This is a genomic window from Bythopirellula superficialaquae (assembly GCF_059632245.1).
Genome location: NZ_CP197426.1, coordinates 3,935,687 through 3,957,342 on the forward strand (window position 1 = coordinate 3,935,687; position 21,656 = coordinate 3,957,342).

Here is a 21,656-nt window from a genome sequence, read left to right on the forward strand (position 1 = left end):
TATGCCGAGCATTGCCTCACGCATTTACGCAATTTCATGCCTTGCTCGCGCATTTTCGCGATGTCTGGCAGTCAGGCGACCTAAATTTGAAACAGAGAATTCCTGCGCCCTGATGTGCCGCGTAAGGGGGCGTTTTCTTGCACACCTACTGTTGATTGCACCATTCGCGCCCCGCAGATTCCCCTTGCATGTTCTCATCGCTTCACATTAACGGCAGCTGCTCGTCCCAGAGAATGTCGTTCTTGGAAAACTTCCTAGTCCTTGCCGTGTTGTGCGTCACATTCTTTATGTGGTCGTACAAGATTGAGGACACGTTGCTACTGCACTTATTCTACGTGCCGGTGGTTCTCACGGGATTTTGCCTGGGCCGATACCGCGCGCGTCTGATGGCGCTGTTTTGTATTCTCTGCGCGACGATTATCTTCTTGCCAAAATTTGGTAATGAGGCGGTCGCCCAGATTCCGCTGCGAAATCTACTCGTTTTCATATTATGGTCCTCGACTTTGCTCCTGATCTCAATGATGGTGGGCCGGTTGAGTGACAATTGGCATGAAGCACTTGATACGCTCCGCCAGGCTCATAAGAAAGACGTACTTACCGATTCCCTTACTGGGATCGCCAATCGACGTGCTTACGAATTTGAGCTCACCCGGCGGATCTCCCAGTGGGAACGTGATGGAACGCCGTTGATTCTGATGCTCATCGATATCGATCACTTCAAAAAATTCAACGACCGCTACGGCCATCCTGCCGGCGACGCGGTGCTGCAAGGCGTTGCACAAACATTGCAAGTCATGGTTCGCAAAGCCGATCTTGTGGCCCGCTATGGGGGTGAAGAGTTCGCAATTATCCTGCCCGGCATCAGCTTTGAAGAAGCCAAAGACGTGGCCGAAAGAATCCGCCGACTGGTTGAAGAACAAAGATTTACTTACGAAAGCCTCACGCTACGTGTGACCGTGAGCATTGGTTTTGCCCAATTGCAGGTGGGTGAGGATGCCCTTTCCTTCACCAAGCGAACAGACGCCGCGCTCTATTCTTCCAAGGAAGCTGGCCGCAATAGCGTTCACTATCACGATGGCACGACGTGCCAGCATCATGGCATTGGCATCAAGACCGAATACGGCGATCTTGCCGCCGATCAAGGCACGGCAAGTTCCTCGGGTGACGAACGATTTGCCGACGAAACCACGGGCCTGCCAACTCAGCGTGTCCTTATCGAAGAACTGCGACGCCGCACGGCCGAGCGAAATCGCTATGGCGTGGATGTCGTGGTGGCCCTTGTGAAGGTGGATCAATATGCCGCCACGTCTGAGAATCAACTGCGGACTTTGAAAAGCCTGATGGCGACGGTCGCGCGGATGATTGGCTCGGAACTTCGCGAAACCGACTTGATTGTTCGTTACAGCGAAGACAGTTTTGGCATACTGATGCCCTCGACAACGATTCAAGGAGCTGCTTTTCCACTACGTCGCCTTTGTATGCGGGCGGCCAACTATCACGACATGCAATATCCTGGATTATCTTATGCTGTCAGCATTGGCGTCAGCGAAGTCGGTCGCAGCGAACATCCGGGAACGATTATTCACAACGTGGAAAACGCGCTGAATTCCGCCACGGCAGCTGGCGGCGGTTGCGTCGTGTTCCACGAACACGACTATTGTTCGATGCCGGGCTACAGCAATGCTTAGCTAATTCGTCTACGGCGACGGACGGTAACCCATGTGAAGAAGCTGCGTGCCGTCGTGCCGAGTGTTGTGGGTGAGCTCATCGCGATAGAATCGCGTCCCTATCCAATTTTGCATAGTATCGCGCAGAGGATTGACTTCGCGAATCGTCACAGGAACGCTTGCCTCGTAATTCCCCTGCCCTGGCACGCCCAGTCGCACATTTAGAATCGCACTCGGGCAGACTTCCCAATCAAAATCGGGGGACGGCCGATGGAATGGCAAAGAGAGTTGAGCAATTTGATCATAGAAATTCTTCTCGCCAACGCGCACCGACCAGCGTTGAAACTCATCAAAACTAATTCGCCCCGTGTGGAAATTGGTGCGTTGCACGATCAGGCGAGCATTAAGTGTGCCACGATACGGTGTGACGATTCCATTGGTATCAAAGGCGGCCAGTGACATGAGCAGACCATCCAGCTCAACCGTGCGGTCGAGGTTGGCAAGCCCCGCTTCGACTTGGATGGTGGCGATCTTGGGCTTGAGTGTGTAGTTAGTTTGTTGAGAAACCGTTTGAGTTTCGATCGGGACGGGTTCGTATTGCGTTAAAAAAGTTTGCGGGGCACTCGTCGCGTATCTGCCAAGATCACCTACGATATCAGCCACAGGAATCGCTTGCCCATTGAGCATTGCGCTGACGACGTCGGACCAACTGACGGCCGTTGTGAGAATGATATTGTCTTGCAACAAGCGGAGCCAAAGCGTTTCGCTGTTGCTCTGGCGGTCAACTTCACCAGACAGCACGCGGCCATCAGCCGTAGTTACTTGTAACGTCTCGCCTGCAAAAAGCGGCGAGGCGAGCAAAGCAACAAGCAAACAAACGATTTGGCGACTGCCGCGGGGAATAATGCCCATGAACTTGGCAAACACGAAGAGGAGAGGGAACGGACGAGGAGATCGTCTCTTCATTTTCCCGTGGCGGGCAGACGATTTCCATCAAAAAATGCTGCCAGAAAGCGGTTCGAGCTCGATGCGTCAGCACAATCGCTACAACTGAAACTGGTTAGAATCTGAAGTATTTAGTCCCCAGCACGACTGCTACCCGTCTGAAGCGTGTTGAAATACAATGCAATTCGTGATGAGTCGTGCTTTCTTCGGGCTATGCGTATGAACGACCAGTGGTACTTTGAAATCGGCGACGGCAACACCTACGGCCCCTACACCTTGGAAAAGTTGCAGAAGTGGGCGGCGGCGGGGAATCTCATGCCGACACACCGGGTCCGCAACGTGGATTCGCAGGAATGGGTGATTGCCGCCTATGTTCCGGGCCTGGAAGTCACGACAGTCATCCAAGAAACAGAGAAACCTGCCGAGGACAAGCCTACGAAAGGCAAGATCGGCAATCTTGTTCGCGGCTTACGTAAAAAGGATGATTCGGCCGTTGCTGGCGAGCCGCCTGATATCGTGGGGATGTGCGACGAGGTTCTTAAAGAAGCTTTCCAGCGAGGTGCCTCGGATATCCATATCGATCCAGAGAAAAGTATCACGCTCATTCAAATACGCGTCGATGGCGATTTGGAAACAATTCGTAAGCTGCCCAAGAATTTGCACAACGCGGTGGTGAGCCGGTACAAAGTCCTCTCGAATATGGACATCGCCGAGCGGCGGCTGCCGCAGGACGGCGCTTTCATCCATTATTTCGAAGAGGATAAGCGCAAGATCAGCATTCGCGCGGCTTGTCTCCCCACGACCCATGGCGAACGGATGACGCTGCGTCTGTTGGCGATGGAAACCGAGAATCTCACGCTCAACCGGTTGGGCATGTCGAAAAAAGCGTACGACACGTTCGTCAAATTCGCGGCGCAGAAGCAGGGGATGATTTTGATGACCGGCCCGACGGGGAGCGGTAAATCGACCACGCTTTACGCGGCCCTGCGACATCGACTCGCAAATTTCCCCGGACGCATCATTACTGTTGAAGACCCCGTGGAATTCGATATCGTGGGAGTCGCCCAATCGGAAGTCGACGACGCCGATAAGCTGCAATTCACTACCGTGCTGCGCAACATTTTGCGCAGCGATCCCGATGTGATCATGATCGGCGAAATTCGCGATTTTGAATCGGCGGACATCGCCCTCAAGGCCGCCCTCACGGGACATTTGGTCTTTAGTTCCTTACATACCAATTCCGCGGCCGGCGTCATCACCCGCCTGATCGATATGGGAGTGCAGCCCTTCCAGGTGGCGGCTACGCTGCGTCTTTCGGTTGCCCAGCGGCTTGTAAAGCGGCTTTGCTCACAATGCCGTAAACCACGCAACATCACGGCCGTGGAAGCGGCCAGCCTCGGAGTTCCCCATATTGAAGGGAGCATAATCTACGAACCGGGGAAATGCGAACTCTGCGGCGAACGCGGTTTTCGTGGCCGGGTGGGTATCTTCGAAATGCTCGCGATCGACGAAGAACTAACACGGCGCATTATCGAGAAATGCGACGAAGTTGAAGTGTCCGACTACATGCGAGAGAATAAGATTCCGCGGCTTAAAGATGATGCGGTCGATAAGCTACTTGCGGGGGCCACCAGCTTGGGCGAGATTCTCGAAGCCCTCAACTGGTAAGTACCCTACCCGAGAATCATCCACAAGACCCACGCTACGAGTGGAATCGTCAACGCCACGGTCGCGGTGATATAAGGATTTGTGTTCAAGCGGCGTTCCAACGGACGGCGGTTACTTTGGAACTCTTGTAATTGCCGAGCAATGTGTTTGCCGCGTTCGGCAAGTTCATTGTACTTCTTCAAATCGCGATTGGTTTCCGCAAGGCCCACTTCGGCCATCGCGTCGAGCTGCGTGGCCCCCATCAGAACCTTGCGAGCTTGAGAGATCTTGAATTTCCGAAGCGCACTTTCGCCCGCTTGCTTCGTGTCCTCAAACGACACACCATGCTCAGGCTTGAACTTGAAACCGCTGGCGACTTGTTCCCGCCAGGTCATCAAATCGAGCGTTAGTCCTGGACCGAGCATCGGGATTCCCATCAACTTGAGGTTGTCGACGTCGAGCGCCGATTCCACGCCGAATGATTGCAACATGGAAAGCATCGAGGAATTCAAACCGGGAATCTTCCGCATGTTGTCTTGCAGTAAATTGCTGGCGAGATAACGATTTAATTGCGAGCCGCGCTGCAAAACCAACACGTCCTGCAATTGGCCTTCCTCGGCTTGATAGTGCTCGTAGGCGTTTTTCAAATCCTCGACGGAATTATCAAACTGCTTCTTGCGTTGACGGTGTTTACCAAGCACGACTTGCGCCCCTTTGGCAAGTTGAGCTTGGATTTGCTGAAGTTGCGTGAGCAAGGTATCGCTTTCCTTGCGGCGTGCTCGTCCTGCTTTGCTGAAAATTAAATACCCACCTGCAGCCACCGTACCCACAGCTCCCAGTCCTAAGGCGATGGGCCACTTGATTCCTAAGAGGCAAACGCTCGCCGCGGCGATCATGGCCGTCGCAGCCACGTCGCTTGCCGAGGCCTTTGTTTTTTCCGTCGGCTTGGTGGGTTTGAGCACCTGCGGCATCGGCAGCTTGTTCGCGGGAATATCGACAAAGCCAGGAATCTGCAGCTTTTGAATCCGGCGATCGAGTTCCTCAAGTCGTCCCTTGGAAACGGTTGACGCCCCGCCATCGGCAACGAAAAAGACGGGGCCTCCTTCGTCTTCGATGCGGCACCATGGGCACTCGCGTAGCATGCTGTAATAGACGTGGGCCGGATCAAACGAACAAACACGCCGCTGCTTGATGAGGGCTTCGAGTTGTTCGACCCACATATGCGCAGTGGGTCGGCCTTCTTCACCATCACGACCGCGGAAGGCCCACTCGAACAGATCCGCCACGCTCGGCGGCAGATCGGTCAACAGCAGTGAAGCCGGTGGAGGAGAAACCAGAGTGTCCTTGGAATTCTTGGAAAACGCGAACCGCTTCTCGGCAATTGCTTTTTCGATGGTCAATTCGCCGGGTCCGTTGAAACGCCCGGCGAACGGATGCCGCCCCACGAACAGCAGGTGAAAGATCATAATCGCGAGTCCAAAGCGGTCGTGATCTTCGGTGCGGCGGACGTCGCGCAGTTTCAGCGATTGGAGTTCCGGCGGCGTGAAGTGCGGAGTGCCCACTGGACAGGGAAACACATGGCCATTGGCTTCGATTTGAAAGGAATCGCAATCGATAAATCGCACGCACATGTTTTGGTCGACCATCAAGTTGCCTTGATTGACGTCGCCGACGACAATGTTTGCCGCGTGCATGGATTCAAAGGCCGCAGCCACATTGCGTGCCGCCAGCACCATGTGATGCCAGCGAGCTTCCGGAAAATTACGACGGCGATTGGCCGTGCCGTACAGTTCGTGGAGCGTTTTGGACTTGCTCACGTTGGGCATGAGAATGCCCAAGGCATCGCGACTGCGGGGATCAAGCAACAACTCTCGAGGCCAGGCCGAGATGGCCTCGAGCGCCGAGGTACGCCGCGTGATCATCGCCTGCAGTTTTTCAAACGTCTCCGTCGGCAAAGGACGTTGATGATAGAGCTTGGCGACCAAACGGTCGTCCGTCTCGACGGCGTAAACGCTCCCCTCGCCCCCTTTGCCAATCGTCTCACCCAGGCGAACTTCTTCGCCGCGCGAGTCCACTAATTTGGGGGCACTAATCATTGGATCGCGAAGCCAGGATGAGGGTTTTGTCGTCGTCGGAACGGCGGCAGACAGATTCGGATTTTAGAAATTGCTCAAGATTTTCTCCCAAGCTTTGCCAATTCTCTAATGTTCCCAAGGCCTGAAATAATGGCTCAAAAAAGGGAGGATGAGGCGTTTGCGTGTCGAAACGCAAGGCAATCCGTTCGATGCCATCGGTGAACAGTGCAACTTCGGAGTACGTGTTTGGTGTTACGTAAAACTGCAACTTATCGCGGTATTCTTTGGACGTGATAAATGTCGTGGTGTTGGCATATTCGCCGGAATCTGGCCAGAACACGGCTCCGCACGAAACACCGCTCCTCAGGACGATGGCCCCATCGCCGATCTGAAAAAAACAGGAACCGGTCGGAGATAGAATGGCCGTACAAATCGTGGTGGCGAAATCGTTTGTGCGGGCATCGCGAGCCGAAGCTTCTTCTTCGATGCGACTGCGCGCCAAATCACACCAGGCAATCGCCTGCTGCGCATCAATCGCAGCAATGGAACCGCCCCCTTCCAGAAAGGCGTCGACGCTCTCGACCACGGCATTGCAGATCACGAGCGAACCTGTGCCGCTGTGTTTTGCGGAACCTGCACCGTCGGCCACGCAGGCCACGAGCGTGCCCGCGGCTTTGCCATCGAGTGTGCGTACCCGGCTGCTATCTTGGCACGGAGTACCATCCGCCAAGTGGGATTTGCCCTGGACGCTTCGTGAGATGGTGCGCCATGCGATTGCCATATTAGATCTGGGCCCACCCGCGCGGTCCGCTCGTTGGATCTTCCAACGGCACTTCTTCCCCCGGTGAGGAACGCGAAACCGCTTGCTGAGAGTTGGATAACCAACTGAATAGCTCGCGGAATTTCATGCCCTGCAACCACAATGGCTTGCGAACGCAAATCTCGTCGAGGACCGACATGTTGGCCCCTTCGACTCCGACCGCAAAGAAGCAGAACGATTTGGATTTTTCGCCGGCATGAACTCGTGACACGACCGGCTTCCAGTGATCGTTTGGTTCGCCGTCGGTGATTAGGAAAGCCCACGGTCGATAGTAGGCAATTCCGTTTTCACGATAGCAAGCCTTACGCTCTTCGATCATGTCGAGCGCGACGTTGATGGCTTCACCCATCGGAGTGCCGCCGATCACTTGCAGCTTCGGCGGATCGAATTCGAGGGCCGTCGTGAATTCGACCAATCGGGTGACCCGTCCGCCAAAGGTCACGATGGCAACTTCGACTCGCTTGGATGCTAGCGGGTCGGCCATCAACTCCTGGCGATATATTTCTAAGCCTTTATTGAGTTCCGTAATCCGTGGGCCGTGCATCGAAGTCGACGTGTCGACGATCAACACACAAGGAACCCGTGGCTCTGGGTTCTCAGCGAACTCAACTGAACTGAAGGCACTTTCAGCAGAAACTTGTTCCATGCTCGACTCTACCCCTGTCATGCGGACGGGCTCGCGGCCAGTGATTTCACGCTGGCATCGCCAAACTCCTTGATTTCAACTAGCACCCTAGTATGGCCCGAATGCCAGCATCGTTCAAGTATTTTCAGTACACCCCTCGGGCTAGTGAAAATCTGCGGGTTGAGCAATTTTTGCTAGCGATTTTGCGACAAAAACGCTGTTTACCTGACTCCGCATTCCTCCTATTCTTCGGACCCGTTTATTTCGTGGCCGTCGGAAGCATAGGAACCCTAGCATCATGCGAACATCTTATTCTCCTTTCGCCCCATTGCTGCTGATCTTGCTAAGCCCGTTTGCTGCCCCCGTCGGCACCGTTGCCTGCTACGCCGAAGAGCTTCGCATCGAGACCAAAGTTTTTGGCGGCGATGAAGAAGAGGAAAAGCCGCTGAGCCATACGGTCACGCTGTTCGACAAGAACACGGTTTACGACTTCGTGGAGAATCCCGAACAGATCGCTATTTTCCGCGCCCCCACTCCCGGCAACGGTGGACAGTTTATTCTGCTCGACGTCGGCAGTGCCCGACGTACTGAAGTTTCGACCGAACGTATTGCCGGACTGATGGATAAACTCTCAAGCTGGGCTGCCGATCAAAAAGACCCGCTGTTGAAATTTTCAGCGAATCCGAAATTCAAAGAATCTTTCGACCGCGATAGCGGCGTGCTGATGCTCACCAGCGACCTGTGGGAATACAACGTTGCCACGATTCCCGCGGACAGCGCCCCCCTGCTCTCTCGTTACCGCGAATTCACCGATTGGTACACGCGGCTCAATACGATGATGAACAGCACACCCCCTCCAGGGCCACGCTTGGAACTCAACAGCTCACTAGAAAAATACGGCGTGATGCCGGTGGAGATTCGTCGCACGCTCAAAGCAAATAAGTCCATGCTGCGGGCCACTCATTTGTTCTCGTGGCGACTGTCGCGCGAGGATCGGGCACGCCTGGATGAAGCACGCAAATATCTGGCGAGCTTTGAAAAGGTAGATAACGAAGCGTTCATCGCCGCGAAGTATGGCCGCGACGATGTTGTTCGTGGTCAGTCCGAGTAGTTCAACCCTGAGATTGCGACTGCGTCGGTCCTTTGGGGCGTTGTTCTTGCGGAGCGACGTCGACGCTCACCCCCATCGTGTGATCGCCGCCTCCGACAAATGTCCCTTGAATTGGGCAGATGTCGCTGTAGTCTCGGCCCCAGCCGATGCAAATATGCTCGTCGCTGGCGAACATGTCATTAGTGGGATCGATGTCGACCCAGCCCAACTTCTCACCGCAATAGACCGAAGCCCAGGCATGGGACGCATCGGCTCCCACGAGCCGTGGTTGGCCTGGGGGCGGTTCGGTGCAGATGTAGCCGCTCACATATCGGGCAGCGAGTCCCATCGAACGGACACAACCGACGGCCAAATGCGCAAAATCCTGGCACACGCCCCGGCGAATTTGTAAAAGTTCATCAAGTGGTGTGTTGACGGTCGTCGCCCGGGAATCGAATTTGAAATCCGTGTGAATTCGCGTCGTCAGATCGCGTAAGGCCCCGAGAATCGGGCGTTCCGCCGGGAAGCTCGACGCGGCGTAGCGAAACATGTCGGGGAACAAGCGAATCCGCGGCGAGGCAAACGTGAACTGCAAGATCTCCAGCGAATTGCGATCGTATTTGTCACGGCGCTGATGTGTAAGAGTTTCCCACGCTGGGGAGGGGAGCTTTTCATACTCAGGCGCTTCGTAGACTTCGACCTGACTTTCGGCCGTAACTTTGAGCCCCATCAACGCGCCGCGGACCGAAAAATAATCGGCCGCGTTCCCGAAATAATCATCCCGTCGAGCGAGCGTCGAAGGGGTCGGCTCGATCACCAAGCGATGCTGCCGGCAGGTCTGACGAGGCGTATTACGCGGAGCCAAGTGCACCATGTTGTGGCAATTGGGCACCGGTTCGGTGTAGGCATACCAAGTTGTGTGCTGAACAGTGTATTGCATGGCTTACGAGGGGCTGATTCTCGCCAGTTGAACGACGGGTCCCGAATGGAAAAAGTAGCGATGCGAAATCGCGTCGGAAAGCTTCGGCAACGTGTCTTCAATGTACTGGAGTAACGACTTGAGCGGCTTGGGATCGCCCGCATTATAGGCGGCGGCGATTTCCTGACTATTTGTCGTTTTCAGCAGTGTTGAAACCGAAGCCACCAAGGTTTGTTCTGGCCGCACATTAGGCCCGTGAATATCGCGGGGCAATTGATTCACGTGGTTAAAGCACTGAATGACTTGATACAGCACAGAGCGCGGGTTTGTGTCGTCGCACAACAGCAGGTCGAGCACAGGAGCAAGTTGCATCCGCGAGAAATAGCGGAACCGGTACGTCATCAGACCGTCACAAATTTCGAGCAACGATTCCAAGAGCGCGTGATCCGCGGAGCTCTTGGCATCGAGCACGCTGGAAAGCAGCGTCGCGGTTTGTAGGGCGTGTTCCAAGCGGCGGCCGAAATCCAAAAACCTCCAGGCATGCGTGCGGGTCATGCTGTCGGCGACATTACCACCCAAAGCCGCGAGCTGTACCAACAGTTCGTTGACTTTTTCCATCACGTCGAGCAATCCATCGCTTTTGGGAGAACTCCAAAAGTTGTCGTCCATCTGGCGGATGATCCGCCACGTGTCGAGCGACATCAAATCTCTCACGGAGGAAGCCAGCACCGTCATGCGACTGACGGTGGAGCGCAACGCGTTCACGTCGTCGTTATTGAACACGGCGGCAGGCAAGAGCCGTTCGATCGTGGGAAGCTGCTCGCGGATTTCTTCGACCACGACACCGGGCTCGATCATGCCCTGGCTGGCGAGCCCACGAATCAGAATGGGCAATTCGGGCACGCTTTCGGCGTCTTCTTCGCTCGACAATCGCGAAGCCACGGCCCGCACCCATTTGCCGAGCGATTCGGTGCGAGTTGAGAGCCGTCCCAACCAGAAAAAGTGTTCAGCCGCTCGGCTGGAAAGATCGACACCACCACGACGAATCTGAACCGGCTCGTCGGCGGTTTGCAGCAGTGTGACTTTTTCCACCGGCCCGTCGGCAAGCACCCAAGTGTCTTTGCTGCCTTCACCATCGAGCAACGACAATTCCAAAGGAGCCAGCGTGGCCGAGAGCCGCGTGAGACCGCCGGGCATGATCTCGTAAGAATCCTCATTGGCGACGGCAAAGGTGCGTAGTGCGACATACGCACGTTCGCTTGTCACTTCCGACCACACGGGGGCCGTCGAGCGGGTTACAACTTCTTGTGCGACAAAATTGCCAGGATCTTTTTCGATGAGCACCGAGATTTCACGCCGCGTGAGCTTGGCAAAACTTTGCGATTCACTCCTAGTGAAGCCCCGACGGCGATAGGCCGGCTTGATGACGAGTTTGTCGAGATTTGCGAGGACATGCTGCCGGCTTTTGTCTTCGCCACACCAGTAGGTAGCAATACCGGGCATCTTGAGGGGCTCGCCCAATAGGTGCTGACAAATTTGTGGGAAAAACGCCATGAAGATTGGCGATTCCACTAATCCGCTGCCTAGCTTATTGGCGAGAGCCACACCCCCGCTCCGCACGGCTTGTACCAATCCTGCCACGCCGCTCGGCGAGACGATTGAAAGCTCAAGCGGATCGCAATGCTCGCTGTTGGGTCGCCGCCACAAGACATCCACTCGCGTCAGCCCCGCGAGAGTTTTGAGAAATACTTGGTTGTCGCGGACGTCGAGATCGCCGGCTTCGGCGAGCGTGTATCCCAAATAGCGCGCGAGAAACGCATCTTCAAAATAGTTGGCGGTCCCCGCAGCGCGGCTCAACAACACCACGCGAGGTTCGTCGTCTTGCTGCGGTGCGAGGCTTTCCAAATGCCGCTGTACGGCTTTGAAATAGGGGGCGTGCCGTTCGATGCGGCAATGATGGATCACGTCGGGCATCATGCGCGACATGGCGATACGATTCTCGAGCGCGAAACCGGCACCCGAAGGGGCCTCGGTGCGATCCCCCATGACCCACCATTGGCCATCGGGCGAACGGGCCAAGTCCGCGGCGTAAAGATGCAGAATGCGGTCGGGTTGTTTCTCCGGCGAAGCGTATGGCAGAAGAAAGCCCGGATGTCGAAAAAGAACTTCGGGGGGCAAGATCCCTTCGCACAGTAACCGTTGCGGACCAAACAAATCGCGCAGCACCAAATCCAACACGTGAGCGCGTTGCTGTAAACCCTCGGCCATGGTGCGCCATTCGTCCGCGCCAATCGCAAGCGGGAAAGCGTCGAGCGCCCAAGGATGTTTGCGGGCGTGGGGATCAGTCGGATCGGGATAGGCAAGGCTATTTTGGCGTAATAGTCGCTGAGCTTGCAGCCAGCGGCGGCTGAATTCATCGCTTGATAAGTGCGCAGCCGCCTCGGCAAACCGCTGCCAATGGGGATGCATCTTCCCCGCAGCGGTGAAGACTTCATCGTACGACTGCGAATTGCACGTATAGTCGCCGAAGAGATTCACGTGTTGCTTTGCCGGCTCGAGAATGCTCACAACAGAACGAGCTTACCCTTTGCTTTACGCCAATAGTCCGTTTTGACGCCCACGCCGCAAATCGAGCGTCATGGGGTAGTCGGGATTCACTTCGTCACGCGGAATGGCAATTCTGCCACCGCGATGACCCATTGCCGAGAATCGAGCTCCGCGCCGACTCTCCGCTTCAAAAGCGTTAACGGGGAACGACGAGGGATTCAATCCCCCGGGATGTCCCACGTGGTAGGTGGCTCCACCGATCGAACGTTTCAGCCAAGTATCGACCACGTCGAACACCAACGGCGTATCAACGGGAATCGTTGGATGCAAACAACTCGGTGGTTGCCAAGCGCGATAACGCACGCCCGCCACATATTCTCCCTCTGTACCGGTCGGATGCAACGGCAGTTTCCGTCCGTTGCAGGTAATAATGTGTCTGGGATTGGTCATTCCCTTGACTTTAACTTGCATCCGCTCGACCGAGGAATCGACGTAACGTGCCGTTCCACCTCCGCCTGCCTCTTCACCCAAGACATACCAGGGCTCTACGGCCTTACGGAGCTCAACATGGATATTGGCTTGGGCAAACGTGCCAATCACCGGGTAACGGAACTCGAAGTGAGGTCCAAACCATTCAAAGTCGATGTTGTAGCCCGCACGCTCGATTTCTTCGATCACGTCGGCAAAATCGCATTGCGCAAAATGAGGCAATAAGAAGCGATCGTGCAATGAGGTATCCCAATCCACGAGCGGGATGCTGTAGGGCTCTTCCCAGAAGTGGGCGACCAAAGCCCGCAACAAAACTTGTTGCGCGAGGCTCATGCGAGCATGGGGAGGCATTTCAAAGCCGCGGAACTCGATGAGGCCTAAGCGACCCGTGCCCGAGTCGGGCGAATAGAGCTTATCAATACAAAATTCAGATCGATGCGTGTTGCCGGTCACGTCGACCAGCAAATTCCGGAAGACACGATCGACGATCCACGGGGCGACATTACTTTTGCCGGTGATTTGCTCAAAGGCGATTTGCAACTCATAGCGAGCATCACGGCGGCCTTCATCGACCCGCGGGGCTTGGCTCGTCGGACCAATGAACGATCCCGAAAACATATAGGAGAGCGAAGGATGGTTGTGCCAAAAGCCCACCAAGCTCTTCAATAAATCGGGACGACGCAAAAACGGACTGTCGTTGGGAGTCGGGCCGCCCAACACGACGTGGTTACCACCCCCCGTGCCGGTATGCGAGCCGTCCAGATCGAACTTTTCCGTGCCGAGTCGGCTGTTGCGGGCATCTTCATAGACGCCGCTCGTGATGTCGACGAGTTCCCGCCAATTGCTCGCTGGTTGCACGTTGACTTCAATGACCCCCGGATCGGGTGTCACTTTCAAATGCTGCAAACGGTGATCGTGGGGCGGTTCATAGCCTTCAATCGCGATGGGTAGTTGTAGCTCGGCCGCAGTGGCTTCAATTTTTGCGATGAGATCGAGGTAGTCGACCAAATGATCCATGGGGGGCATAAAGAGATGCAGCACACCGCCCCGTGGCTCGATGCAGAGAGCCGTGCGAACCACATTTGACGGATCGTTTTGACCCGTGGCGAAGTGCATCGGCACCCCGGTGGATGAGAAACCATTCTCGCCATGACCATGTCCAAAGCCATTTGTGGCTTCATGTTGGCCGCTCTGATGGGCGCCTTCTCCATGACCTGACCAGTCGCCACCACTCCAATCCCCACTGTATGTTCCCCCGCCGCCTCCGCCCGCATAAGCCAACTTCATCATGGCCGAGGTTGCGTGTTGGGGATCGCGCAAGCTGCGATATTGCGGCAATGGACCACGCGGCGCCAGCGGATCAGCCATAAAGCCAAACTTTTCAAACGCTGGTTGCTGGTACCACATCAATGAGACAATAGGCAGGCGATAGCCCATGGCCGAATCGCCGGGGATCAAAAACATTTCCTCGCTGCGAACGATCCATTTGCCGCTTTCCCAATACGGCTCCTGCGCCCACCAAACACGGCGGAGTGGCAACACGCAGCCCACGGGGGCAGTGATGCCTTGCTCAAACAAGCGTGCCATCCGAGCGCGTTCGATTTCATCTTCGAGCTTGGAATCGCGAATGTTGACGTTCACCGGCAAGCGCCGCTCTTTCCACGTGTAAAAGAGCGCGTCCTCGAAGCCATCGATCACATGCCCGGGATTCACGCTCAGCTTCTGCGCGAGCAACTGTCCGAAACGACGGGCATCGTCGACAGTGTGCGTTCCCGGCTTGATGGGGTCGGCGATGAGCGATTCGTCTTGCCAGACGGGTTCAAAATCTTTGCGCCAATAGCACTTCAACGACCAGCGGGGGAGCGGTTCGCCGGGATACCATTTTCCCTGACCAAAATGAATCAACGACCCACTGGAAAAACGATGCTTTAACCGCCACAGCAAATCACCGGCAAGACGGCGCTTGTTCTCGCCCATGGCGGCCGTTTTCCACTCTTCGCCTTCCATATCGTCGATGGAGACGAACGTCGGTTCGCCACCCATCGTGAGCCGTACGTCGCCCGCTTGGAGGTGCTCGTCGATTTGCTGGCCAAGAGCATTGATTTTGTCCCACTGCTCGTCGGAGTAGGGCTTTGTGACGCGCGGATCTTCGTGGACCCGTGTGAGGGTCATTTCGAACTTGAAGTCAAGCGGCGGTTCCGACGTAGTCCCCGTGATTGCCGCGGCAGAAATTGGCTCGGGCGTGCAGGCCAATGGGATATGACCTTCGCCCGTCAGCAACCCAGAAGTGGGATCGAGCCCCACCCAGCCAGCACCGGGCAGAAAGACTTCGGCCCAGGCGTGTAGATCCGTAAAATCTTCCGAAGCCCCCGACGGACCATCGAGCGATTTTTGGTCGGGTTTGAGCTGGATGAGATAGCCCGAAGTGAATCGCGCGGCGAGTCCCATGTGGCGTAGGATATTTACCAACAGCCACGACGTATCGCGGCAGGAACCGCTGCGTTTGGAAAGCGTTTCGTCACAGGACTGAACACCCGGCTCCAAGCGAATGAGGTAGCCAATGTGTTCGCTGAGTTTCTGGTTGACTTCGACCAAAAAATCAATGGTGCGGCGTTTACGACGATCCACCGTGCGGATGTACTCAGCCAACGGCGAGTTATCGAGCGCAGGCGATACATGCAAGAACGGCATCAAATCGTGCAGCAGCGTCGGATGATAAGTGAACGGAAATTCTTCCGCCGCTGGCTCGAGGAAAAAATCGAACGGGTTGATGACCGTCATTTCGGCGATCAGGTCAACTTCAAAGACGAGCTTCGTCGACCGCTTGGGAAACACAAAGCGGCCCACATAATTTCCATACGGATCTTGCTGCCAGTTCAGGTAGTGGTCAGCAGGCTCGACGCGGAGCGAATAGCTGTGAATCGGCGTGCGCGTGTGCGGGGCAGGTCGCAAGCGGACCAAATGAGGTCCGAATTCCGAGGGATCTTCGTACCGGTATTCGGTACGGTGGTGGAGCGCAACACGTATAGCCATGGCGGGACCCTAAGCAGGGCTAACAAAGGGCATTGTAAATAGGTGGGGTTCCGATTCGTCGCGCACCCGGTTCGTGGATCACAAGGGATCTGGATCCAGTCAACCCGCCTGGGGGGTTAGCGGCTCATCGATACCGGTTCTCTATCCTGCCTGGGAAAACTGACCGCGCCAATCAGATTCGCCCCTAGTATAACCAAAATCCGCCCAAGTCCAGCAGAATCTACTGCCAATAACGAGTATTTCTCGTGCGGAAAATAGACTTAAGTATTGTGGAAAACAAACACATACTGGCCCGACTAGGGCAAGCTTCGAGCTGGCTTGGCCTCGCGAAATATAGGGATTGCCTTGAGATTACGTCTTCGGGAGAGGGAGGACCATCTCACACCGAGCCGGTTTTGTTCATCACCGGTGAGTCGTTCATGATCATGCTTTCGTCGGAGATCGTGTCCGGCCTTACGCGGGCATGCAAGGAATCCCAATCGACTTCGAGCGTGCCGTCGGTGGATTCGTGCTGCTTGGCCCAATTCATGAGGAGCTCTAAACAGGCGTGATCGATGTAGTCGAGATGCTTGAAATCGACTCTCAAATCGGTGCCTTCTGGAATCTTCTCCAAGGCGGCGGCAAGTTTCGGAAGCCGTAAGAATGTTGCCGAACCGTAGAGCTTCAGCACGGCCACACCATGCTCTTGTTTGGGCATTTGCAACTTAATCTTCAGGTGCGTGAATGTGTACAGAAGCTTGAGCGCCGACAGACCGATACCCGTCAGGACGCCGGTGAGCAAATCGGTGAACACGATCATGGAAACGGTCACGGCGTAGATGCCCACTTCGCCCCACCCGAACTTGCGTAGTTCAACGAGCGCCTTGACGTTGACGAGTTTATAACCCGTATAAACCAGCATGGCGGCTAGGCTTGAGGTTGGAATCAGCCGCAGTAGAAAACTGAGAAAACAAACAAACACCAACAGCCACGCCCCGTGCATGATTGCCGAAAGTCGCGTTTGCCCCCCAGCCTGGATGTTGGCCGAGCTTCGCACGATCACACCCGTCATGGGGAGCGCCCCAAACAATCCGCAGGTGGCATTTCCCACGCCTTGCGCGAACAACTCGCGGTCATAAGCGGTGCGCTGGTCGGGCTTCATCTGATCTACGGCCGTGCAACACAACAAGGTTTCAGCACTGGCGACCGCCGCCAGCAGCAAAGCGGCTTTGAGCAACTCAACCCAAGGTGCATTGCTCATCAATTCCCAAGAAGGAAAGCGGATATCACTGGCGAGATTGTCGGGGACTTCGACATAAAACACCGGAACGATTAAAAACGTCGCCAGAAGTGTCGCGGCCACAACAGCCACAAGCGGCGCGGGTAACACTTTGAGCGTGGTCGGGGCGAACGCTTGCCAGAGCACAATGACAAGAATCGTGAAAATCCCCAGCAACGCCGCGGAGTTGTGATTCTTGAGATTCCCCAACAAGTTTTCCAGCGACAGCCTGAATTCCTGTTGCGCCTCGAGCGCCGTGGTGAGATTCTGGCCTTCCAGTGAAGAAATCGCATTGCGACCCTGTGTAAGGGCTTCTTGAGCGGCCGAAATAATTTCTTGGGCGCGGTCTGTTTCGGGGGCCTTCTGTTCGAACTCGATCAATTGTTGCTCGAGTTTTTCAAATTGATTGACCAGCCCCTTTTCTTGTGGAATCAGCGAATTGATATCGGCTGAAATGTCGGGAGACAATACCGTTGGCACTTCGCTGCCGTCATGCGGTAGGTGTTCAGCCAACTGTTCTTGAATGTTGACCTGCTGGCGATGCAACTCGCCGACGCTGCGCAGCATTTCGGTATGAACTTCCCGGACTTCGCGTGGCAAGGGATTGGGGAGTTCCGCGCTTTTCCAAATTGCCGCAGGGATCGTGGCCAGATTCTCTGCCCCGCTGCCGCTCGGTTTGTCGTCGATCATGACGTGGAATTGGCTGGCTAGAATCAAAAAGCCAATTCCCGCGAGCATGCCTTGAATCACGGCCGGCGACACGGCGCGAAACCATTGTCCCAACCGCATCACGCCGGCGAGCATCTGCATAACACCCGCTAGCAGCACAACGAGCCCCAGCATTTCCAGACCATGGTGCTGGATGATCTCGTAGACGATCACCGTGAGGCCCGCGGCAGGTCCGCTGACTTGCAAGGGGCAGCCCGCGATCGTGCCGACGAGTAATCCGCCAACGATCCCGGTAATTAAACCGGCGGCAACCGGTGCCCCCGACGCGATTGCGATCCCCATACACAAGGGAAGCGCGACGAGAAAGACGACGACCGAAGCGAGCAAATCGCTTTTGAACGTCGACCTCTTAAGACCAACTGAATTGGAGCTCATTGTGTTCATGACACAATATTCTAGCTTTTTTGCTGGCTGCCGCCTAAAGAAAGCGGCAAAATTCGCACTAAGCAGCGTCTTCGGCCAGGTCATTCTCCAAATAGGTTTCCTGCTGACCGCTGCGTGCCTGCTGGAGAGCATATTTGGGTTTGGACTTAAACAAGCTAATGATGCCTAGCATCAAGTAAAAAGCACTAATCACCAGGAAAGCACTCAGTGTGGTTTCCGAAGTGGTTAGGAAATTCACGGCATAGCCAACTAATCCCAAGACCAAACACCCCGCCGCGGCACCGAAACACATTTGCGATTCCGCGGAGAGGGCCGAAAGTCCTGCGATGCTGGACGCCTGATTCTTAATAGGTTTCATATTTTTATTGCCTCGTTTATTTAAATTGAATCAATAATCAAACCGTCCCGCCTCAGATTGCCGGCAAATGGACGTGCATGTCGCTCGTGTCGGTAAAGACCTCTTCAATCGTCAAGAATTGACCATGCTCAGGCTCATAGGCAAAGACTTGCCCCGATTCGAATTTGTAAACCCAACCATGAATCTTGAGATCGCCTCGCATCACGGCCGCGGCGACCGAAGGATGAGTGCGTAAGTTCTCAAGCTGCACGAGCACGTTTTCTTCCACCGCGGCGGTCAGCCTGGCTTGTTCGTTATTAATGTGGGAATAGTTTTCCTTGATAATCCGCGCAGTGGCTTCGGCGTGGCAAAGCCAATCTTTAACCGCAGGCAGGCCTTCGGTTGAACTGGGGTCCAAGATGGCCCCCATCGCTCCACACAAGGAGTGGCCGCAGATAATAATGTCCTTCACTTTGAGCACGCTCACGGCGTACTCGATCGTGGCGGCCTCTCCGCCGCGAACGGCGCCGTAGGGAGGCACGATGTTCCCAGCGTTCCGCATGATGAACAGCTCGCCGGGATCAGTTTGTGTGAGCAAATTTGGATTAATGCGCGAATCGCTGCAAGTAATGAACAGAGCAATCGGGTGTTGCCCTTTGCTCAAGCGTTCAAACAGCCGCTTTTGATCGGCGAACGCAATGTTTTGGAACTGATGAATTCCCTGAATCAACTTCTGCATCGTGAAAGCTCCGAAAGAAGCAAGGTCGATTGTGCGACCTGCCAACACTGGGGAGATGAAAAACCTTGGCGAATTGTTGCGCTACAACAAAAAATGGCCGACAGAAGAAACCGAGCCGCACACCGCGAATGTATGCCTCTCACCGAGGGACGCAAGCAGCGCGCAACCATCAGATACTTAACAGCGCAACGGGGCGAGAAGTTCATGAGACAGCCTATGCCCCGTGAGTGGAACAGCCTGCTGCCCGGGAAGAGCCGAATATAAGGCATCTATGGATAAAAGACTGGGAGAAGTCCACAGCAGGCGAATACGGACGAGCCGAGTTTCGAGGCAAACCATCGCTTCCGTGCATGATTCCTTGGACTCGACGGGAGTCGTGGGAGCTTCGGTACTCTCACTGCCCATCACGGGGCCAGACGCTAACAAAACTGCTAGCAAGCAGAGATTGCCAACGGCAATCCGCACGAATGCTAACAATCTTCGTATTGTCGAACTTCGACCCATCGAGTGCTATCTTCCCGCTATTATCAGAAAAGTCTGCCTAACAGTCCTAGTATCGGTCATTGACCCTTGGGCGTCCAGCGAGAAAGCGCGGTTCCCAGCTATTAAAGCATAGCTTTCGCAGCACCTTGCCGGACCCTAAATTCACTGCGTCCGAGCCTGTTCTGGAACAAATTTCGACTCATCTGTTACCGATCCGACAGACGTCCAGTCACAGCCGTCAAATAGAATTGTTGCCAGTCTAGTGGGCTGATATGAAATACCAATCCGCGTATTGGCGCAAAACTCCGAAAATTTGCCAATGTTGCCAACAAGACACTTCCTCCGCGGTTTCACGCTGTTCGCTACGACTCTGGTCTTGGGTTGGTTCGCTGCCAGTGCAAAAAGTGTGTTGTTTGCTCATACTTCCACAGACATCACGGCCGCCGAAGTCCATGACAAGATTCATCGGGCTGTTGAGTTTCTTAAGATCCACTAACCGAATCAGCCAGCAAAGTAGCACCGTGTCTGCCTCGGCGCAAATCTTTCGTACCCAGCCCGATATTGAAGGTCTGATGCTGGATGGCCGCTGGGCCGTGTTCTTCTCGCCGTACGATTTGAGCTGCGCGCTCGAAAGCCGCGATCCCGTGGAATGTGCCGGTTATACCCGCGAAGACGCAGCCCGGCTGGCCCTCAACATTCTCCTCTATTCCTTAGAACACGAATAATCTGTCGCACGATAGGCAGATTGGGGTTCTGGATTTCGGCTCGGAACCTCGAAACCGTGTTTTTTTCCACGGCACGGTTATAATGAAGGCCGGAACAATTCTTGAGAGGATGCCGTGCCCACGCTCAGCGCACCTATCAATTCGCAGCCTGTCGACGCTCGCTCGACCAAACGGTACGAGGCGCTCCCTCCTTGGCTATTGTCGACCGCCATTCACATGGTGCTGGTGATCATTCTGGGGATGATCCAGATCGGTATTACCCCCGGCAATAATCTTAATCTGCTATTCTCTCCCACCGAGAGTCTGAATGACGTCGAAGCGGATACCACGGGCTTGGCGGATTTGGATGTCAATCTCGAAGCAAATCCCGAGTCGTTCTCAACGGTCGACGATGTTGCCGCGCCCTTGGCTTCCGCAGAGTTACTCACGGACCTTGAGGGTGATTTTCAGAATCTCGTTTCCGCGGAAAGTGGGGCTCCCTCGCTCATCCCTGGGTTGGGTGAAGGCACGCTAGGTAAAGCCCCTGGTGGGACGGGCACCACAAGTTTGTTTGGTCTCGCCGGCGAGGGCGGCAAGTTTGTGTATGTCTTTGACCGCTCGGAAAGCATGAACTCGGTCTTCAGCTTGTACTCGGCACAACAGATACTCGCGACGATTACGCCGCTCAAGTCAGCAAAAATGGAGATGGCACGCAGCTTAAACGCGCTCTCGAAGGCCAATGAATTTCAGATCGTATTTTACAACGACTTGGTGGAAATCTTTGGCGAAAGCCATGATGAAAAGAAGCTCTATCGCGCCACGGCAGACAACAAGCAGCGCGCCAATGAGTACATCGAAAGCATACCCGGCGAGGGATTTACAAATCACTTTCTAGCGCTCGAAACGGCAATGACACTCGATCCCGACGTGATTTTCATGTTGACCGACGGAGAAGCCAAAGACGATTTGCATCCCAACATGGTGCGGAAGATTGTTAAGTTCTGCAAACGCCGCAACATCGTCATTAACATTGTTCACTTCTGTCAGGCGCCACGCGACAATTGCACGCTCGTGGGTCTGGCCGAAAAAACCGGCGGGCAGCATGTTTTCATCAGTCTCGAAAGCCTAGCCGAGGCGTTGATCAATCCGGTTGCGCTGTAGAAAA

16 protein-coding genes are annotated in these 21,656 nt (G+C 55.1%); 6 read left to right on the forward strand and 10 right to left on the reverse strand.

Annotated features, from left to right (window positions below; all coding sequences use genetic code 11):
• Window positions 1-242: 242 nt before the first annotated feature.
• The gene (locus SH678x_RS16260; RefSeq protein WP_496919506.1) at window positions 243-1,688 is read left to right on the forward strand and encodes a diguanylate cyclase domain-containing protein; all 1,446 of its coding nucleotides are present in this window, start codon (window positions 243-245) and stop codon (window positions 1,686-1,688) included.
• A gap of 9 nt (window positions 1,689-1,697) precedes the next feature.
• Here the strand turns inward: SH678x_RS16260 and SH678x_RS16265 are convergent, their stop codons facing one another.
• Window positions 1,698-2,633 carry a hypothetical protein gene (locus tag SH678x_RS16265; RefSeq protein WP_496919507.1) on the reverse strand — a complete coding sequence of 312 codons (936 nt, stop codon included), beginning with the start codon at window positions 2,631-2,633 and terminating at the stop codon, window positions 1,698-1,700.
• A gap of 198 nt (window positions 2,634-2,831) precedes the next feature.
• Here SH678x_RS16265 and SH678x_RS16270 point away from each other — a divergent pair, with 198 nt between their 5' ends.
• Complete coding sequence (locus tag SH678x_RS16270; protein WP_496919508.1) at window positions 2,832-4,280, forward strand: ATPase, T2SS/T4P/T4SS family; 1,449 nt, start codon at window positions 2,832-2,834, stop codon at window positions 4,278-4,280.
• Between the two features lie 5 nt (window positions 4,281-4,285).
• Here SH678x_RS16270 and SH678x_RS16275 read toward each other — a convergent pair whose 3' ends face one another.
• Genes SH678x_RS16275 through SH678x_RS16285 form a run of 3 tightly spaced genes read right to left on the reverse strand, consistent with a single transcriptional unit; the run spans window position 4,286 to window position 7,800 of the window.
• A complete protein-coding gene (locus SH678x_RS16275; protein WP_496919509.1) occupies window positions 4,286-6,355 on the reverse strand; it encodes a helix-hairpin-helix domain-containing protein in 2,070 nt (689 codons plus the stop codon).
• A complete protein-coding gene (locus SH678x_RS16280) occupies window positions 6,348-7,115 on the reverse strand; it encodes a PP2C family serine/threonine-protein phosphatase (RefSeq protein ID WP_496919510.1) in 768 nt (255 codons plus the stop codon). Before SH678x_RS16280 ends, SH678x_RS16275 begins: the two co-directional genes overlap by 8 nt.
• A gap of 1 nt (window position 7,116) precedes the next feature.
• Entirely contained in the window at window positions 7,117-7,800 is a 684-nt protein-coding gene (locus SH678x_RS16285; RefSeq protein WP_496919511.1) for a vWA domain-containing protein, read from the reverse strand.
• A 277-nt stretch (window positions 7,801-8,077) separates the two neighbouring features.
• Here SH678x_RS16285 and SH678x_RS16290 point away from each other — a divergent pair, with 277 nt between their 5' ends.
• Window positions 8,078-8,890, forward strand: a complete 813-nt coding sequence (locus SH678x_RS16290; RefSeq protein WP_496919512.1) for a hypothetical protein — start codon at window positions 8,078-8,080, stop codon at window positions 8,888-8,890.
• 1 nt (window position 8,891) lies between these two features.
• Here SH678x_RS16290 and SH678x_RS16295 read toward each other — a convergent pair whose 3' ends face one another.
• The 6 genes from SH678x_RS16295 to SH678x_RS16320 all read right to left on the reverse strand — a co-directional run bounded on the left by SH678x_RS16295 (window position 8,892) and on the right by SH678x_RS16320 (window position 19,304).
• Entirely contained in the window at window positions 8,892-9,809 is a 918-nt protein-coding gene (locus SH678x_RS16295; protein ID WP_496919513.1) for a transglutaminase family protein, read from the reverse strand.
• A 3-nt stretch (window positions 9,810-9,812) separates the two neighbouring features.
• Window positions 9,813-12,326, reverse strand: coding sequence for a circularly permuted type 2 ATP-grasp protein (locus SH678x_RS16300; protein WP_496919514.1), 2,514 nt, complete (start codon window positions 12,324-12,326; stop codon window positions 9,813-9,815).
• A 54-nt stretch (window positions 12,327-12,380) separates the two neighbouring features.
• Window positions 12,381-15,857, reverse strand: a complete 3,477-nt coding sequence (locus SH678x_RS16305; protein WP_496919515.1) for a transglutaminase family protein — start codon at window positions 15,855-15,857, stop codon at window positions 12,381-12,383.
• A 379-nt stretch (window positions 15,858-16,236) separates the two neighbouring features.
• On the reverse strand, window positions 16,237-18,228 hold the full coding sequence (locus SH678x_RS16310) for a SulP family inorganic anion transporter (RefSeq protein WP_496919516.1): 1,992 nt from the start codon (window positions 18,226-18,228) through the stop codon (window positions 16,237-16,239).
• 58 nt (window positions 18,229-18,286) lie between these two features.
• Window positions 18,287-18,586 (reverse strand): hypothetical protein, encoded by a 300-nt coding sequence (locus SH678x_RS16315; RefSeq protein WP_496919517.1) that lies wholly within the window; start codon window positions 18,584-18,586, stop codon window positions 18,287-18,289.
• 52 nt (window positions 18,587-18,638) lie between these two features.
• On the reverse strand, window positions 18,639-19,304 hold the full coding sequence (locus SH678x_RS16320; protein WP_496919518.1) for a carbonic anhydrase: 666 nt from the start codon (window positions 19,302-19,304) through the stop codon (window positions 18,639-18,641).
• Between the two features lie 802 nt (window positions 19,305-20,106).
• On the opposite strand from SH678x_RS16320, the gene SH678x_RS16325 reads away from it, so the two are divergent.
• From SH678x_RS16325 to SH678x_RS16335, 3 genes are all read left to right on the forward strand, one after another.
• Window positions 20,107-20,283, forward strand: a complete 177-nt coding sequence (locus tag SH678x_RS16325; protein ID WP_496919519.1) for a hypothetical protein — start codon at window positions 20,107-20,109, stop codon at window positions 20,281-20,283.
• Between the two features lie 25 nt (window positions 20,284-20,308).
• Window positions 20,309-20,512, forward strand: a complete 204-nt coding sequence (locus tag SH678x_RS16330; RefSeq protein WP_496919520.1) for a DUF4159 domain-containing protein — start codon at window positions 20,309-20,311, stop codon at window positions 20,510-20,512.
• Between the two features lie 114 nt (window positions 20,513-20,626).
• Window positions 20,627-21,652 carry a vWA domain-containing protein gene (locus SH678x_RS16335; RefSeq protein ID WP_496919521.1) on the forward strand — a complete coding sequence of 342 codons (1,026 nt, stop codon included), beginning with the start codon at window positions 20,627-20,629 and terminating at the stop codon, window positions 21,650-21,652.
• Window positions 21,653-21,656 lie beyond the last annotated feature (4 nt).